At 46.6% G+C, this 16,718-nt stretch carries 9 protein-coding genes; 4 read left to right on the top strand and 5 right to left on the bottom strand.

Going from position 1 to position 16,718, the window contains the following annotated elements; genetic code table 11:
* Positions 1 to 430 precede the first annotated feature (430 nt).
* The 4 genes from H589_RS0104080 to H589_RS0104065 all read left to right on the top strand — a co-directional run bounded on the left by H589_RS0104080 (position 431) and on the right by H589_RS0104065 (position 8,703).
* Complete coding sequence (locus H589_RS0104080; RefSeq protein ID WP_027720853.1) at positions 431 to 1,810, top strand: TolC family protein; 1,380 nt, start codon at positions 431 to 433, stop codon at positions 1,808 to 1,810.
* A 12-nt stretch (positions 1,811 to 1,822) separates the two neighbouring features.
* The gene (locus tag H589_RS0104075) at positions 1,823 to 4,024 is read left to right on the top strand and encodes an efflux RND transporter periplasmic adaptor subunit (RefSeq protein WP_027720852.1); all 2,202 of its coding nucleotides are present in this window, start codon (positions 1,823 to 1,825) and stop codon (positions 4,022 to 4,024) included.
* A 15-nt stretch (positions 4,025 to 4,039) separates the two neighbouring features.
* A complete protein-coding gene (locus H589_RS0104070) occupies positions 4,040 to 7,936 on the top strand; it encodes an efflux RND transporter permease subunit (RefSeq protein WP_051249614.1) in 3,897 nt (1,298 codons plus the stop codon).
* An 80-nt stretch (positions 7,937 to 8,016) separates the two neighbouring features.
* The gene (locus H589_RS0104065; protein WP_027720850.1) at positions 8,017 to 8,703 is read left to right on the top strand and encodes a metallophosphoesterase family protein; all 687 of its coding nucleotides are present in this window, start codon (positions 8,017 to 8,019) and stop codon (positions 8,701 to 8,703) included.
* A gap of 2 nt (positions 8,704 to 8,705) precedes the next feature.
* On the opposite strand, the gene H589_RS0104060 is transcribed toward H589_RS0104065, so the two are convergent.
* The 5 genes from H589_RS0104060 to H589_RS0104040 are packed head-to-tail and all read right to left on the bottom strand — an operon-like array spanning position 8,706 to position 16,458.
* Positions 8,706 to 10,373: a hypothetical protein gene (locus H589_RS0104060; RefSeq protein WP_156891626.1), complete on the bottom strand. Its 1,668-nt coding sequence runs from the start codon at positions 10,371 to 10,373 to the stop codon at positions 8,706 to 8,708.
* Complete coding sequence (locus H589_RS0104055) at positions 10,346 to 11,896, bottom strand: TnsD family Tn7-like transposition protein (protein ID WP_027720848.1); 1,551 nt, start codon at positions 11,894 to 11,896, stop codon at positions 10,346 to 10,348. The genes H589_RS0104060 and H589_RS0104055 overlap by 28 nt, the downstream gene beginning before the upstream one ends.
* Positions 11,893 to 13,506, bottom strand: a complete 1,614-nt coding sequence (locus H589_RS19115; protein ID WP_051249613.1) for an ATP-binding protein — start codon at positions 13,504 to 13,506, stop codon at positions 11,893 to 11,895. Before H589_RS19115 ends, H589_RS0104055 begins: the two co-directional genes overlap by 4 nt.
* Positions 13,496 to 15,634: a Mu transposase C-terminal domain-containing protein gene (locus tag H589_RS19110; protein ID WP_051249612.1), complete on the bottom strand. Its 2,139-nt coding sequence runs from the start codon at positions 15,632 to 15,634 to the stop codon at positions 13,496 to 13,498. Before H589_RS19110 ends, H589_RS19115 begins: the two co-directional genes overlap by 11 nt.
* Complete coding sequence (locus tag H589_RS0104040) at positions 15,631 to 16,458, bottom strand: heteromeric transposase endonuclease subunit TnsA (RefSeq protein ID WP_027720847.1); 828 nt, start codon at positions 16,456 to 16,458, stop codon at positions 15,631 to 15,633. Before H589_RS0104040 ends, H589_RS19110 begins: the two co-directional genes overlap by 4 nt.
* Between the last annotated feature and the right edge of the window lie 260 nt (positions 16,459 to 16,718).

The following is a 16,718-nucleotide window of genomic DNA, read 5'->3' as shown; positions in this document are numbered from 1 at the left end:
ATCCTCCCAGAGCTATGACTTATTTTTTCACATAACATTCCATCATTAGATTATTTCTTTATTTCATGATCTTAGCGGCAAAAGCAGTCAGAAATACGGAAACTTCAACACCTATATGTGAAAGCAATTGCACATCTTCCTGGTTAAACTGAGGGTTTGAATATTACTATACTATTTTAGTATGATTTTGTCGACGGTTAAAGCACAACCTTGTGCAATAAGATGTGCACACAGCGCACTCAACAGACCAGAATTACTGATTATGCACAGACAAATTTTGCACAAGAAGGGGTGAAAACAGAAAGACTGCCCTGAACTAATGAATTATACTGCTTCTTAATGTACAGTATTCATTATAACCATTGGCATGGAATAGTAATTGCTCAATGTTAAACACCATCTATTCCGGCTTTATTAACGGGAGAATTTCATGGCTCAAGCTTCCATTACAAAATATACACTTACAATTCTTTTCAGCGCGTTCATCTTCATCCAATCCATCCCGGTTTTCGCGCAAGATACGGCAACAAACAGTACCCAGAGCATTCACGCTACCCATGATGAACTCAAAGAATTAAGCTCCTACCTTGTGGATGCTGCCCGTAACAACGATGACCTCTACGCTGCTTTTTACAACTGGAAAGCAGCGTTACAACGTGAAGCCAGTGTATCCAGCCTGCCGGACCCCAGATTCAGTTTCGCATGGTTCATCCAGCCCGTGGAAACACGCACCGGACCGCAGGAATTCAAATACGGATTAAGCCAGACCCTGCCATGGTTCGGCAAGCTCGGCCTCAAAGGAGAGCAGGCCCTGCGCGATGCCGACATCAAGAAAGCCCGGTTTGATAATCTCAAACTGAAAATTTTCACCGAGGTAAAGAAAACCTATTACGACTATGCCTACCTCGCGCAGGCTATCCGCATCACCCGCGAAAACATTGAACTGATGAAATATCTCGAAAGCGTGGCCCGCGCTCGTTATTCCACCGGAGCCGGAGCCTACGACGGGGTAATCAAAACACAGGTTGAGCTGGGTAAACTTGAAGAGCGACTGCGTTCCCTTGAAGAACGCAAAGGCCCCACCGTGGCAAAACTCCTTGCCGCAATAAACAGGTCTGACGACCAGAGCCTGCCTTTTCCCAAATCAATCCCGGTCATGGAAATAGGCATGTCCGCGGATGAATTGAAAAATAAATTCAGGAGCGGGAACCCGCGCTTAAGAGAGCTGGATCATTCTGTTGATCGGGAAAAAATATCAGTAGAACTGGCTAAAAAGGACTACTACCCGGACTTCACTTTCGGTGTTGAATACATCCAGACAGGCGAATCAAGAACTCCCAATGTCACCAACGAAGATCGCGACCCCATAGTAACCGGAATGTCCGTGAATCTGCCTATCTGGATGGACAAACAGGATGCGCAGCTGAGTGAAGCTGAAAACAAGGTCAAATCAGCTTCCCGCAAAAGGGCCGGACTTGAGCGCAACCTGACTGCTGATCTGGAACTGGAAATATACAAATATCAGGACGCCATCCGCAAAGTCAGCCTCTACCGCGACAGCCTGACTCCCAAGGCCGAGCAATCTCTTGGCGTATCCATTGAGGCTTTCCAGTCTGGCACAGCAACATCAGGCGATCTCATTGATGCCGAACGGACCCTCATCGAATTCCAGCTGGCCTACTATCAGGCCCTTGCCGAGCAGGCCAAACGGGTAGCCACCATTGAATATCTGGTCGGTCGTGAGATTCCCTGCACCATTCATGGTCAGACCATACCCGAATCTAAAATTTCCATTCCTGAAAACCAATAAAACGGGCGCAGCATGAGCAAGTTTACAAATATTAAGAAAATCCTGATCCCGGTTATCCTCGTTGGCATCATTGCCTTTGCAGCAGGCTATTATTTCTCCGGTTCCCAAGGGGGTCACACAGAAAAAGACCTTGTTGCCGAACACGAAGATCACGGCCTTGAAGCCACTGTTAATGAAAAGGGAGAAGTTGTCTGGACCTGCTCCATGCATCCTCAAATCCAATTGCCGGAACCGGGCAAATGTCCCTTGTGTTTCATGGATCTCATCCCCTTGGAAAAAGGTGGAGAATCCGGTGATGAAGCAGTCAGTCTGCGCCAGATCAGCCTGACTTCATCCGCCCGTAAGCTTGCCGGGATAGCGACGACCCCGGTGACACGACAAAGCATTAATGTGGAAACACGCATGCTCGGCAAGGTTGATTACGATGAAACCCGTATGGGAACCATCACCGCATGGACAGGCGGACGCATTGATAAACTATACATTGACTACACCGGAAGTTCGGTCCGCAAAGGACAGGCCATGGCTTCCATCTACAGCCCCGAACTACTCACCGCACAGGCTGAATTAATTCAATCTGTTAAAGCCAAGTCCGCCCTGAAAGGCAGTTCCCTGCAGGTGGTCAAAGATACCGCCGCCCGTACTGAAAAAGCCGCCCGCGAAAAGCTGCGTCTGCTGGGACTTTCCAAAAGCCAGATCGCCACTATCGTCAAACGCGGGAAGGCCGCCGAGCACATCACCCTCTACTCACCCATGAGCGGCATCGTCATCAAAAAAGATGTTGTGGAAGGTGTATACTTAAAAACAGGAACCCCCATATACACCATTGCCGACCTTTCAAGGGTCTGGGTGATCCTTGAGGCATATGAATCAGACCTGCCGTGGATCAAGATGGACATGAAGGTCAGCTTCAGCACTGAAGCCTACCCCGGTCAGAGTTTCGAAGGCAAAGTCGTCTACATTGATCCTGTTGTTAACGAAAAGACCCGCACGGTTCGGGTCCGTCTGGAAGTGCCCAATAAGGGCTTAAAGCTCAAGCCGGGCATGTTCGTACGCGCGGTGAACAAGGACGAAAAACAGGCCGAAACTGAACTGGTCATCCCGGCTTCCGCACCGCTCATCACCGGGAAACGGGCCGTGGTTTACATTGCCGTACCCGGTAAGGAAGGCGTTTTCGAAGGACGTGAAATAGTGCTCGGCCCCAAAGCCGGGGACTTTTACGTAGTTAAATACGGGCTGAATGAAGGCGAAGAGGTGGTCACCAAGGGTAATTTCAAGATCGACAGTGCCATCCAGATTATCGCCAAGCCAAGCATGATGAACCCTGAAAGCGGGGTCAAAACCATTATCCACGACCACGGCGATCACGCTGCCATGGACGATATGAAGCAGACCAAGCAACCGGATAATACATTACCGCCAATATTCAACTCCAAGCTTGGGTTCCTGAAAAGAGATTTCGATTCGCTCATGGAAACCGCCAATTCAGGAAATCTTGAGAACAGCCGCAAGCAATTCTCAGCCTTATTCGAAAGCATCGGTAAAGTAGATGGGTCAGGGCTTAAGGGTGATGCATCCCTTGCATGGAAGGAACTCTCCATGCTGCTCAGAAATGATGCAGTGCTCGGAAGCGGTGTTAAGGACATGCACAGGCTCAAATCAATTGTTGCTGAGACATCAGCCCATTTCAAGCGGCTGGATCTGACCTTTGGGGTCTCTGCTCTAGCTGAAAAATCGGCCAATAAATCGGAAGCACCCGAAGCCTTTCAAACACAACTGGGCAAGGTCTTCAACGCCTATACCGCATTCAGTGAAGCCCTTGCTGCCGACAATTTGGCGAACGCTCAAAAGCAGGCCGCACTCATAGCCGAAGAACTGAAAAAGATAGACCACACAGCACTCTCTAGCGATGCCCATAAAGTCTGGATGGATGCGCTTAAAAACATAAATGACGGCATGTCCGCCATTCGTGGGGCCAAGGATATTGTCGGAGTTCGCGCCGGACTGGAGCCTCTTTCCTACGGCATGATCGATACGGTGGAAAAGCTGGGCATCAAATCCGCAAAGCCTGTTTATGAAGTCTTCTGCCCCATGGCCTTTGATTTCAAGGGGGCCAAATGGCTGCAATCCGACGAAGACATCCGCAACCCCTACTTTGGTGAAGCCATGCTCCAGTGCGGGGAAGTGGAACGCCAGATCAAGGCCGGGGAATAAGGTTCGGAGAACGATATGAGCGAGCATAACACTCAGAAAATGGACCGTCCCGAACCCAAGTCCTTCACAGAAAAGACCATTCTTTTCTGCCTTGAGCAAAAGCTCATCGTGGCAATTGTGCTGCTCATGATCATTGGTGGCGGAATTTTCACCGCTCCCTTTAACTGGGATGTAGGCGGCATGGAACGCTCTCCGGTTCCGGTGGATGCCATCCCGGATATCGGTGAGAACCAGCAGATCATTTTCACCCAGTGGATGGGTCGCTCACCGCAGGACGTTGAAGACCAGATCAGCTATCCGCTCACCGTGGCTCTGCTCGGGATTCCCGGTGTTAAGACGGTCCGCAGTTATTCCATGTTCGGCTTTTCAACCATTTACGTAATTTTCAACGAAGACGTGGATTTCTACTGGTCCCGTTCCCGGCTCATTGAGAAATTAAACAGCCTGCCTGCCGGAACGCTGCCCGCCAATGTAAAGCCAGCACTCGGCCCGGACGCCACCGCGCTGGGACAGGTCTATTGGTATACCATCGAAGGTCGTGATCCGCAGGGCAACCCAACCGGAGGCTGGGATCTAGACGAATTACGCTCAGTACAGGACTGGTACGTCCGCTATGCTTTACTTTCTGCTGACGGAGTAAGTGAAGTGGCCTCTGTAGGCGGATTCGTCAAAGAATATCAGATTGATGTTGACCCGGATGCTATGCGTGCTGCCAAGGTCTCCCTCAACGACGTTTACCGCGCGGTGAAGATGTCCAACCTCGATGTTGGTGCACGGACCATTGAAATCAACAACGCCGAATACGTCATTCGCGGTATCGGTTTCATCAAAAAGCTTTCCGACATCGAAAGTTCGGTGGTCAAAGTAGTCAACAACATCCCCATCTACGTGCGCGATGTGGCCCGTGTCACCGAAGGCCCTGCCCTACGCCGTGGAGCCTTGGATAAGGGCGGTGCGGAAGTTGTGGGTGGTGTGGCGGTTGTGCGTTACGGCGAAAATCCGCTGCAGGTCATTGAGAATATCAAGGACAAGATCAAGGATATTTCACCGGGGCTGCCTTCAAAAGTCCTGCCAGATGGAACCGAAAGCAAGCTGACCATCGTTCCCTTTTATGACCGTTCCGGGCTGATCCATGAAACTTTGGGAACCCTGAATACCGCGCTGACCGAGGAAATCCTGATCACTATCATCGTAGTGCTTATTGCGGTGATTCACCTCAAAAGTTCGCTGCTGATTTCCTCGCTGCTGCCCCTTGCGGTGCTCATGTGCTTCATGGGCATGCGTGTATTCAAGGTTGATGCAAACATTGTCGCCCTTTCAGGCATCGCCATTGCCATCGGGACCATGGTCGACATGGGCATCATCATCTGTGAGAATATCCTCAAAAAGATTGAACAGGGCAAAGAGGGAATCAGCAGGTTAAAGCTTGTCTACGAAGGCACTGCCGAAGTGGGTAGCGCGGTTATGACTGCCGTTGCCACGACAATTGTCAGCTTCATGCCTGTATTCGCCATGGACGGCGCTGAAGGTAAACTTTTCAAGCCACTGGCCTACACCAAAACTTTCGCTCTGCTGGCTTCGATCATCGTGGCCCTGACTATCCTGCCTCCGGCTGCGGAACTGCTTTTCACTGCCCGCAAGAAGTTCCTCAAGAACAGGCGAACATACTTCATAGCTGTGCTTTACCTGCTTTGCGGTATTACTGTTTCCCTGATGCTCAAATGGTGGGCCGGGCTGTTCTTTATCTATGTTGGTGTAAAACACCTCGCACTTCCCTTCGTTCCCGAGAAATTCCACAAGTACGCCAACTACGCCGAAACATGGATAATAGTCATCATGGTCGCCTATGTGCTGACCAAATCATGGCTGCCTCTGGGGCCAGAAAAGGGTATGGGCAGCAATTATCTTTTCGTGGCGGTTATCATCGGCGGGCTGATGCTTTTCTTTGATCTGTTCCGACGTGGATACCCCAGAATGCTGGGCTGGTGCCTGAACCACAAATTGCTCTTCCTGACCCTGCCGACCTTCGTTGTTGCGCTGGGGCTTTCCATCTGGCTCGGGTTCGCCAACCTTACCGGATTTTTTTCGGACTCCATCAAATCCTCATCGCCTTATGTAAAACTGGCCCATGTCTTCCCGGGATTAGGTAAGGAATTCATGCCCGATCTTGATGAAGGAGCATTCCTGTTCATGCCCACCACCATGCCCCATGCATCCATCGGCGAAGCCATGGACGTACTTCGCAAACAAGACATGATGATCCAAGCCATCCCGGAAGTTGATTCCGCCGTGGGTAAGCTGGGCCGCGCTGAAACGCCCCTTGATCCGGCACCTATCTCCATGATCGAGACGGTCATCAACTACAAGTCTGAGTATCTGGTGGATCAATCCGGGGAGCGGTTGCGCTTTAAATTCGATCCTGATCAGAATGATTATTTCCGCAATGTGAATGGCAAGCTGGTTCCCGCCAATGATGGATATCCGTATCTCGTGCAGGGCTACTTTGAACGCGATGACAATGGAAAACTGATTCCCGACCCGGACGGCAAACCTTTCAGAATCTGGCGCCCAAACCTTAATCCCGGCCTTAACCCGGACCGCAAGGCATGGAAAGGTATCAACTCGCCCGACGACATCTGGGATGAAATCGTCAAGGCAGCAGAAATTCCCGGTGTGACTTCCGCCCCTAAGCTGCAACCAATTGCGGCCCGTATCGTCATGCTCCAATCCGGCATGCGCGCGCCCATGGGTCTCAAAGTTAAAGGCCCTGATCTGCAAACTTTGGAAAAGGTGGCCCTTGATCTTGAAAGGCTGCTTAAACAGGTCGGATCGGTACAGCCGGAAGCGGTCATAGCCGACCGCATTGTGGGCAAGCCCTACCTTGAAATCATCATCGACCGCGAAGCCATTGCAAGGCACGGAGTCATGCTTTCGCAGGTACAGGATGTGATTGAAGTTGCTGTGGGCGGTAAAGTGGTCACCACCACGGTTGAAGGGCGCGAGCGTTACCCGGTGCGGGTGCGCTATCTGCGGGAACTGCGCGATAACATCGACGCCATAAACAATATTCTGGTCAGCGCTTCCGGCGGTGAGCAAATACCCTTAAGCCAGCTTGCCGAGATCAAATACGTGCGCGGGCCGCAGGTTATCAAGAGTGAGGACACCTTCCTCGTGGGCTACGTGCTTTTTGATAAACGTCCCGGATTTGCCGAGGTGGATGTAGTCGAACAGGCCCAGACTTTTCTGGATTCAAAGATCAAGTCCGGTGAACTGGTTATTCCGGCTGGAGTGTCCTACGAATTTGCCGGAAGTTATGAAAACCAGATCCGGGCCCAGAAAAAGCTGGCGGTGATCCTGCCCTTGGCCCTACTTTTCATCGTGCTGATTCTCTATTTGCAGTTCAAATCCATCGCCACCACCCTGATGGTCTTTTCAGGAATCTTTGTGGCATGGTCTGGAGGTTTCCTCATGGTCTGGCTCTACGGACAGCCGTGGTTCATGGACTTCAGCATGTTCGGCACAGATATGCGCGAACTTTTTCAGGTAAGCCCCATTAACCTGAGTGTCGCCATCTGGGTCGGCTTTCTAGCCCTGTTCGGTATTGCCTCCGACGACGGAGTCATCATGGCCACCTATTTAGATGAAAGCAAAAAAGGGAGCAAAATGGAATCCGTCACCGAAATCAGACAGGCAATCATCTACGGAGCTAAGCGCAGAATCCGTCCCGCCCTGATGACTTCGGCAACAACCATCCTTGCCCTGCTGCCGATCCTGACCTCAACAGGCCGTGGCTCGGACATCATGGTGCCCATGGCAATCCCTTCATTCGGGGGAATGACTATCGCCATACTGACTGTGTTCGTAGTGCCGGTGCTTTATTGCGGGGTTGAGGAGATGAAGTTTCGTAAATAAAATGAAACCCCGCCGTGCTCACTCAGCGGGGTTCCTCATTCTATGATGACGTTACCAGCAAAACCACGTAAATATGCCCCATGAAAACCATAATCCTAGGCGATATCCACGGAGACTTCCAAGTCATCAATCATTTGGTTGAAACGGAACAGCCCGACATCATCATTCAATGCGGAGATTTCGGCTATTGGCCACGTAAGAATGGCTGGCCGCCAAACGACCCGCTATTGAAGTTAGGTAATACAAAACTATATTGGTGTGATGGGAACCACGAAGACCATGAATCCCTTGCTGAGATTGCAAGCTCAAGGGAACTGGAAGTTGCCCCCAATTGTTTCTATCAGCCACGCGGTTCAGTTCTGACGCTGCCTGATAACCGCACCGTTCTTTTCTTTGGAGGGGCGGATTCAACGGACAAAGATTCAAGAACTGAAGGGGAGAGTTGGTTTTCTGATGAAATTCCAACAAGATTTGATTTTGAAAAATTAAATAAAAGTTTACACGTCGACATTGTCATCAGCCATACTTGCCCCAAGTCCTTTAATCTCAGGCAGACAGCACCATTGGGGTATCGCAAATCATCATGGCTCGCCAAAGCCGATGATCCGACTCGCGATACTCTTGAGTTGATTTTACAACAGTATAACCCAGCACAATGGTTTTTTGGCCACTTCCATATTCACCAAACTGGTAAACATAACACTACGTCATGGACAGCTTTAGCTATCCCCATGGAGGACGAAGAGATCTGGTGGGTTGAATTGTAACATCACAGACCTAAACCTCGCCATATCTCAACAGCAGCTACAATCAGCCTTTCCGCCCATCTTCCGGGTAAAGAATCTGCATCCGGATTTACGACTCTGCGTCTTCTGCGACAATGCGCCAATCGAACAATTTTCCACGCTCCGGACAGACTTTCAATATCGTCATCCAAAATACGACCAGAATAGGCAGTAATTCGACGTAAAAGCCCTGTTAAGACATTTTCAACACCTATCTGCCCACAATCCTGCATTGGACACAAAAGAATTGTCTTAAGAGCATTTCCGCCGGTTCTTTCAGGCTCCAAAATAAAAATAGGTTGCTTGCCTTCCATCGTAAGTTCGACAACACCGCACAACCTGCGTCTGGATCCTGCTTGAGAAAAGCCGGTCCCCTTCGGCAGGTAAACCGTTGAATGTGAAACTTCTAGATTTCTAAGCTTAGTCGGCATCAACTTCACTGCCTCAGTAAAGTCGTGCAAAGCGTTGTCCGGAGGTTCATGGCAAACTTCAAGCCCCTTGTACTCTACTGATTTAAGCTTGCTACTCGCAAAAGGGTTAGGCCTTCGGGAACTTGTTCTTTTTATCTTTGGTGATTCCCCGTCGTTCTGGCCTCCTTCACTCCCGCCCGATTTGCCGCCTTCATCACTCCTGTTAGATGTCGTAGATTCAAAGTAATCTTTGCGTATTTTGGCTCTTTTTTTAAATACGGTGAAAGTTTTAGGTGGATGAAGAATTCCATCAGGTCCACCTGCCGAAGGAGATCCATCTACTCCAATAATATATTCCGTTCCGCCACCTGAACGCGAACCGTTTCCACGGCCTTCACCGGGTGTAATTTGGTTGACATATTTTATTGATGGATGGCGGAACACCAATTCTTCAAAAGAATATTCCAACCCACCAACAGACTCAATTTCCGACACAAGAAACTTATTTCCCCGGGAACGACCATGGAGAATCAATTTACAATCAATTATCGGCGGAGGAGACAAACAAATCTGGACACCCCAACCTTGAGTATGCCCACGACGCTGTTTCATCATATCTACATAAATTGAATTCCATGAGTTCAAAATCTGAGGGGTCGCAACAATCCAGGCAAAGTATTCCGCAAAATCTTCATTCACCAACCTGCTGGAAATTAATTTCGAAAAATTGAGCTCAAATACGGAATCATCGGTGGACACAGGCCGCTGGTAAAGACGATCTATCCCCGATGGCTGCATAAGAGCTTCACACATAGCTTTATTGTGCAGGAAAAGCGCGCGGATCAATTCCACAGCGGGGATAATATATTCAACACCATCGACTCGATAGACTAAAACCTTCTGACGCAGGAACTCCCTTTCGCCATACAAGTATATGAGTGGCTCGATTGCAGGAAAGGCATTTGATATTTCGACAAATGAAAGATCGGGAATAGTAATACTTCTTCGCTCAAAATTAACTTGATCGGAAGCCGGTGCCACCTTTCCGTTGAGATAAGTCTGACCAGTTCGATGAAAAAGGACATCGGCGTAAGGAACTTTCTCAATGAATATTTTGTCCGCAACAACATCAAGAAATCCAACATTCAATAATCCACCACTATTGTGGATGAAGGTATCACCATACCAGTAGACTCGAACTTCCCCACGATCCTTTAGATAGTTGAAGGTCGTTTTCTGCATATAAATCCATCCGAATAGGTTTTGAGTGCCAATGCAACAGCCTTCTCCAAATCAGGCTTGACCGGAGTTTTCAAACCGGCAAGACGAACGATTTCCCAAGACCTAGGCCTGCGTCCAGCGCAACACTCTGTGCGCGTAATATGAAAAATGCGCCGTACTTGAAAATTCTCAACAGATTCCAACCGTTCCTTTAAAAACGCCTTGGTCCGAGGATAATAATCCAACTTATGCTCCAAATTTGCCAAGCATCCAAGTCTGATTCCGACTCGTGACAAGGTAACTCTAAGAAGGGGAATCTCCATATGAATATCAATTACAGCTTGTCGAACAGCTTTAAGCATTTCCGTGTCACGCCGCTCCCAATTCACATGTCCGGGACTGCCTTGGCTTTGAAGCAGGGCAGGAGAATTCTCACTAAGCCATTGTTTGTCGTGTCGGTACAGCCCCGTATAAAGTTTGGGATTCATCTTTCTTAGCTGAGTTTTCGAAAAACCTGAATTTGCGTCCTGCAGCATTAGCCACTTCTCTCGATTCGTTTTCCGTTGCTGACGGGGAGGGACATACTTTGGATACACACATATCTTGGGCAATTTCTTTTTCCGTGCGTCGGGCAGGGCATTTAGAAATTGACTAAATAAGAAATGCCGCACTGGAGAAAAAGACTTTCTGTGCTTCCTTGAAATAGCCTTCAGCCAGCAGGAATCATTCGAAATATCAACAGTGGAAAATAGGATTTCCAACAACTCACTTGAATAATAATTCGAAAAAGATTCGAACAACTTTTCCTGAGCTACAGAGTCCCGCCCCTTTACAAAACCTTTTTTCTTGAGGAGGGCAAAATATCTTGCTGTGCGCTGCTCGTAAGACTCGGTACGAATATCGCCAGCAACAATCCTTTGGTAGGCGCGGGCTATACCATCAAAGACATTATGATCATTTTCATAGACAGGCGCCCTGAAGTCCTTGTCGAATCTGCAATTACGCCTCGTTGCAGCAATAAACGCATGACGGTTTCGTTGCGTCACTGCCACCAGACTTTCCTGTAAAGGAAGACGATGCTCATAGCAGCCCAAAACTCCCGGCAATTGGTGCAGTCTACGCCAATAGGTTTCACCATATCTCTCAAAATCAGATTCAAGACAGGCTGGACAAAACTTCAAGACACTCGGCAACTCTACCGAATTTGCAGCAGTACCAAGGAGGACATTTAACGCTCCGCCTCGATTATTCAGGGATGATTCATAGGCTCTCTGAGCAACTTCAGGAGTCGTATAGGCCGTAAAAAAAGGTAGGAAAGTATGGTTGTGAACAAGTTCTTGTTCTGAATACGGGAACAGATGTTTAATGCGCTGATGCAACTGTCTAATATGGCTTTGAAAATACACCGAAGCAGTTACATCTTTTTTGGCGAACAAAGCCCGACAGGATCGCTTATAACTTCGCTCGCACGTATGACGCCTGTACCTTGCAAGAAGGCTGTATAAAATTTCATCAGGGTAAGGGCGAGGAAAATAAGCGATCATTGATTTATGACAAACTCCTCAGCCGGATTCTTTATCATTCCAGACTCATTTAAAATCTGATAAACATCAATCCCCTCATCCTCGGCATCAAAGTAGGCCAGCCTCAAATCATCGGCGTCGAGATCCGGTGGATCAACTTTCTTGAGCAGACTTTGCTTTTTGACCTCACTTTCAGTTAAAGGACCATTGACCAATAATTCATGAGCCACTCCACTCAATTGATAAGGAGAAGCTTCAGGTAAAATTTTCGATGCCTTCTTAAGTGCACCCAAGACATCTTCAGCATTATATCCTTCTTCCGCCAACAAATAAAAAGCGTTTGCTAATTCAGGGGGAATATACAGTTGCTGTGGTTCAGATTTGTTTACATTAGAAGCTTTGGGGGCTGTATATTTAATCAGATCAGTCAAAATATCATCATAGCGCAACAGGGCATCTTCATCATTATTTCGTAAAGCTGCAATCATGGGCTGAACGTCAGACATTTTTTCCCTTGCCACACGACGGATCAAATTTACCGAAAGTTTCTCGTGTGAAGTTGAAATTGCCCGATGCTGTGCGAGCCTAAAAAGAGTAGTGACTAAAGCCAGTATACCCTGACTTTCGTCATACAAAACTTCTTTTATCTCATTCGTAAGAGGCCCCGGATTATTTACCCACTGGTATTCCCATAAATTTTCCAGCAACTCCTGCCAGTCCGGATCATCTTTTGCGAACCTGGAAAATCTGTAACTACCAGCACCACTGGCTCTACGTGCTTGTCTCAAATTGTTTTGCAATAAAGGAAGGGCCTTAGGAGTTCCGACCAAAAGAATCGGAACATTCACAGTGTTTGAAAGTGTCACAAAAAAATTCATCATCTTGGTAGATTCGCTTTCTTTGCAAGACATAAGATGCTGAATTTCATCTATCACGAGAAGCCCGATACAATGAATATTTGAGACAGAAGCCATATGCGCCAGCATTTCGTCCGGAGTCTTCCCACGCGAAGCATATTCAGCGCAATATTGCGTGCCCAACAATGAGTCCACAGCTAAGAAGAAACTCATACAAAGCTGCTTTAAAGACCCAACACTTGGACAATCAATTTTCAACCATACAATTTGATACAAGCCATACTTAGGGTGAACAATAACCCTGTCATATAGAGACAGAACTCTTAAACAAGCCTCGGTCTTTCCTGATCCTGAGTTACCGATAATAGCAATGCATTCCGCTGTAGATGGGAGAGAATAATTCGTATGTGTATGATCCTTCAATCGAACTCGGTCATATCCATCGTTAAGCTGTTTTACATGTGCTGAAGAGGCTGGATTACGATTTAAATAACCGGCACGAATAATAGTCGAAATCTGCTCCTGCAACTCAAAATGATGCGGGAAGGCTTCAAAAAAATTTCTAATCCGAGCAAGGTAGTGAATTCGTATTGATGCTGGATGATTTCGCTCGCTTTTATCGAAAACAGGTTTGGAAGGAATAACCTTTAGAGCCTGCTTCTCAGTAAGAATATGTGGCAACGCCTCAATCAGAGGATTCCCTCTGTATTCAAGAACAACTTGTCGACGGTATCGGGCGATTTTAAATGAGTTCATATCAATATCATTTTTCATCTTCCCGCTCCTTAATAATTTTTTCCCGTCTCGCACGGTTGGGATATGAAAAATCCTCTTCAACTTCTTCCTGAGCAATGGGAATTACCGCAGCTTTCTGTCCCGTAAATTTCCGGTCAGCCAAAACCATTGCATCGCCAGCTCGTGACATATTCTTTTCTTCTTCCCGATTCTCTCTGATGTTCCCAAGCCGTTCTGTTTTGCTGCGCGAATCAGGTCCGCTTTGCATGCGCCTCTCTTGAGAGAGTCTTGCAATTCCCTGTAGCTGGTTATCTAAATTTACTTGTGCTGCTAACTCATTACCCCTGCGCTTGGCCCTTCCCTGAGCTACTTTCTTCTTCAATTCTTGTAGATCCCATAATGACATATTTTCAAAAGCGCGACTTGCCGGTGTAAGACTGCAGATATCAAAACTTAACTTACCCCTCTTTGGGATATAGATATTACTGATATTTCGGGGATCAAAAGAGATCTCAATCTTCCAAGTTTTTTGCCCTGCACGAACATACCACCCCTCTTCCATGGCCCGATCACAATGGTAATAGCAACCTTGAAAAAGAACTCCTTTCCTAGTCACACGAGCAGAAGCCCGTGGTAACAGATACGCTTTGATCACTTTTTCTGACTGAGAACGTAAGGCTCCTGATCTATTGGCAATCCCCCAATTCCATAACTCGACCGGGATAGCCGGGACATCCTCGACCATCATTTTAAAATCTTTGTCGTATTTAGATATTTCATGAGCATTGTTATGAAATAAAATACAGTGAATAAATGCTGTTGTTAGATCATCTAATGTAAGAGCAGCACCGAGCCGATAATCTTCTGCACCTCTTTGACGAAAATCCTTATCAATTGTTCCACCAAGATGTCTTTTGAAAGTAGCTTGAATCGTACGGAAATGTCTCTCCACAATCCCTTTACAGTCGCCTCTATATGCGGACGTATTTTCAGTTCTGACAGAAAAGGCCTCGATGAAATTCTCTATCTGTTTGCCCTTCAATTCTGCATTATCCGCAATAATCGCATCTGGGATATGACAACTTGGCCACTGCTTCGAAGTGATATTAACTCCATAAAGCTTACAAAAAGAGACTTTATCAGTCATGGCATTTGCCAAAGCATCTGCAGCTGTAAGATATGACGCATTCTCGATGCCTATGTACAACCCCACGACCATCCTGCTGAAAACATCTATCACTTCATAAATAACTGGCCGCCCAATAATTTTTCTCGGATCTAACTTTGAAACCAAATAAATATCGCCGATAGTGGAATCAATTTGAAAAACTGCCCCAGGTCCATAGGCTTCAATAGTAGATGTACTCAGAATTGGCCGATGATCTTTCTCATAGTTTTTGTCTCCCTTTCTAGCGCGGAGCTCGGCCTCTAAATCTCGGTCCTTTTTGTACCAATAACGGAACTGCTCTATTGTCGGAATTTCACTAATCCTTGGGACTAATTCCCCATTAGGATTTTCATCAGAAAAATAGACACGAATCATATCATCGTACGCATCTTTGAAAGTACTCTTTGAACTCCCATGATAAAATCTCTTAATAGATTTTTTGAAAATTGATTTCATTTCTTCATCGACATTTACTCCCTGAACAATATCATATTGACGAGGACGCCCTCGTTTCGCATGACTTGTATGAAGCCTATCCTTTGCAACACCTGAATTTTTATAATCTGGCAGAAGAGCATTCTTATTCATTCCCCTTTGCCAATATCGTCTCAAATTGCGCTGCAATGTTCGCCGACATTTACCGTGCTCTGTAGAACATCCCTTGAGTAATGAATTTCTTTTTCTTTTATCAAAAATATCCGGCTCAATAAGGAGCGTCTCAATGTCTATCCATAGTTGTTCACGTTTTTCCCTACTTGCAGCAGATAAGTCTGTTTCATTATGGATAAACGCAAACTCATCTTCCACCCCATAGACGATCTCTTCAGTCTTTACTGACTCAAATATAAAATCAGTTTCAAATAATTCTGGCCAAGCATTAGAGGCATTAACATCAATTGCAAAAAACTGTTTATTATCTGAACTAGTCCACAGAATACGATAAATTTTGTCTGACTCCTCACGGAATCTGAACAAATCATTTTTGAGTACAACGTTCATATCACTAACTCATTCCCTAAAATTTCAGACCTGACTGAAAAGGCCATCAACGGCGAAGATTCGTCGAATCTAATCGTCACATCGAAACAAATAACTTTTTTAGCGAGCAAATTCTTGAATATGGCTAAACCAGTGCCGGAGTCTCTATTGAATTTTGAATCAATATGTTCCAACATCTGGGAGAGGGTGCTGAAATTCTGCAACTCTACTTGGATTAACAATGCGCGCTGTATTTCCAAAGAGTCCTCACTAATTCCTTGATTCTTAAGTGAGTGTAATGACTTTACGTTATGCGCAACAGTCGTTGATATTTCATTCTCAGTCACAATTCCCCAGTCAACATTTTTGCTCAGCCAGTACCTGCGTTCCAACTCAAATTTCTCAAGAGTCCTTTTCTTCTGAAGCTCTCTCCAAGGCTTTACGGTCCGCGCAACAGTCAATATTTCCCCGGCACGCTTCACTGTAATCAAAAAATCAGTCGTCAGTGGGATTTCAACTTTTGAGCGCGTATCCATCGGATGGCGAATGCCAGAATCTTCAGCAAGGGTAACAGTCTCATTCAAAGGTAAAAGAGGAAACTGCTCACGAATATCGACAACATCATCAGCCCACTCTAAATGATAAAAGTAATCCCGCTCAAGGTCTGAAAACAAATGGTGAACCCTGCCAGTTGTCCAACCAGTGATCCTACTGCATCTACCTCTTGAAGAAAGATCCTGAACTTTCAACCATGGAATATAATCTGCCCCTGTCCCTTTTCCACGACCTTCCTTAAGGAACCGAGCTAACTTCCTATGATCAAAGGAATATTTGCTTTTCACCATAGAAAAACCTCTCCATATATGACAACAATCATACAGGAGAGGCTAATTCAAGACAAACTATTTATAAAAAGGATGAACTAATTCAAGAAAGGACAGATTAATTAAAAACTGGACAAACTATTTTTAATTTGGACAAACCTCATTTTCAGTCCACACAAACTGTGAGAGAACAATAAAGTTGTATACTGGACAAACTAAAAACCATTATTTTCCGTGGAGGATATTTCGCGCTTCAAAAATAAAGTTGTATACTGGACATA

The organism is Maridesulfovibrio zosterae DSM 11974 (genome assembly GCF_000425265.1).
GTDB classification, from domain to species: domain Bacteria; phylum Desulfobacterota; class Desulfovibrionia; order Desulfovibrionales; family Desulfovibrionaceae; genus Maridesulfovibrio; species Maridesulfovibrio zosterae.
This window is presented reverse-complemented; position numbering and strand designations above follow the sequence as displayed.

Excerpts from the sequence above, each read along its gene's own strand:
- H589_RS0104080 (WP_027720853.1), top strand. The coding sequence starts at position 431 with ATGGCTCAAGCTTCCATTACAAAATATACACTTACAATTCTTTTCAGC.
- H589_RS0104055 (WP_027720848.1), bottom strand. The coding sequence starts at position 11,896 with ATGATCGCTTATTTTCCTCGCCCTTACCCTGATGAAATTTTATACAGC.
- H589_RS0104065 (WP_027720850.1), top strand. The coding sequence starts at position 8,017 with ATGAAAACCATAATCCTAGGCGATATCCACGGAGACTTCCAAGTCATC.
- H589_RS19115 (WP_051249613.1), bottom strand. The coding sequence starts at position 13,506 with ATGAAAAATGATATTGATATGAACTCATTTAAAATCGCCCGATACCGT.
- H589_RS0104060 (WP_156891626.1), bottom strand. The coding sequence starts at position 10,373 with ATGCAGAAAACGACCTTCAACTATCTAAAGGATCGTGGGGAAGTTCGA.
- H589_RS0104040 (WP_027720847.1), bottom strand. The coding sequence starts at position 16,458 with ATGGTGAAAAGCAAATATTCCTTTGATCATAGGAAGTTAGCTCGGTTC.
- H589_RS0104070 (WP_051249614.1), top strand. The coding sequence starts at position 4,040 with ATGAGCGAGCATAACACTCAGAAAATGGACCGTCCCGAACCCAAGTCC.
- H589_RS19110 (WP_051249612.1), bottom strand. The coding sequence starts at position 15,634 with ATGAACGTTGTACTCAAAAATGATTTGTTCAGATTCCGTGAGGAGTCA.
- H589_RS0104075 (WP_027720852.1), top strand. The coding sequence starts at position 1,823 with ATGAGCAAGTTTACAAATATTAAGAAAATCCTGATCCCGGTTATCCTC.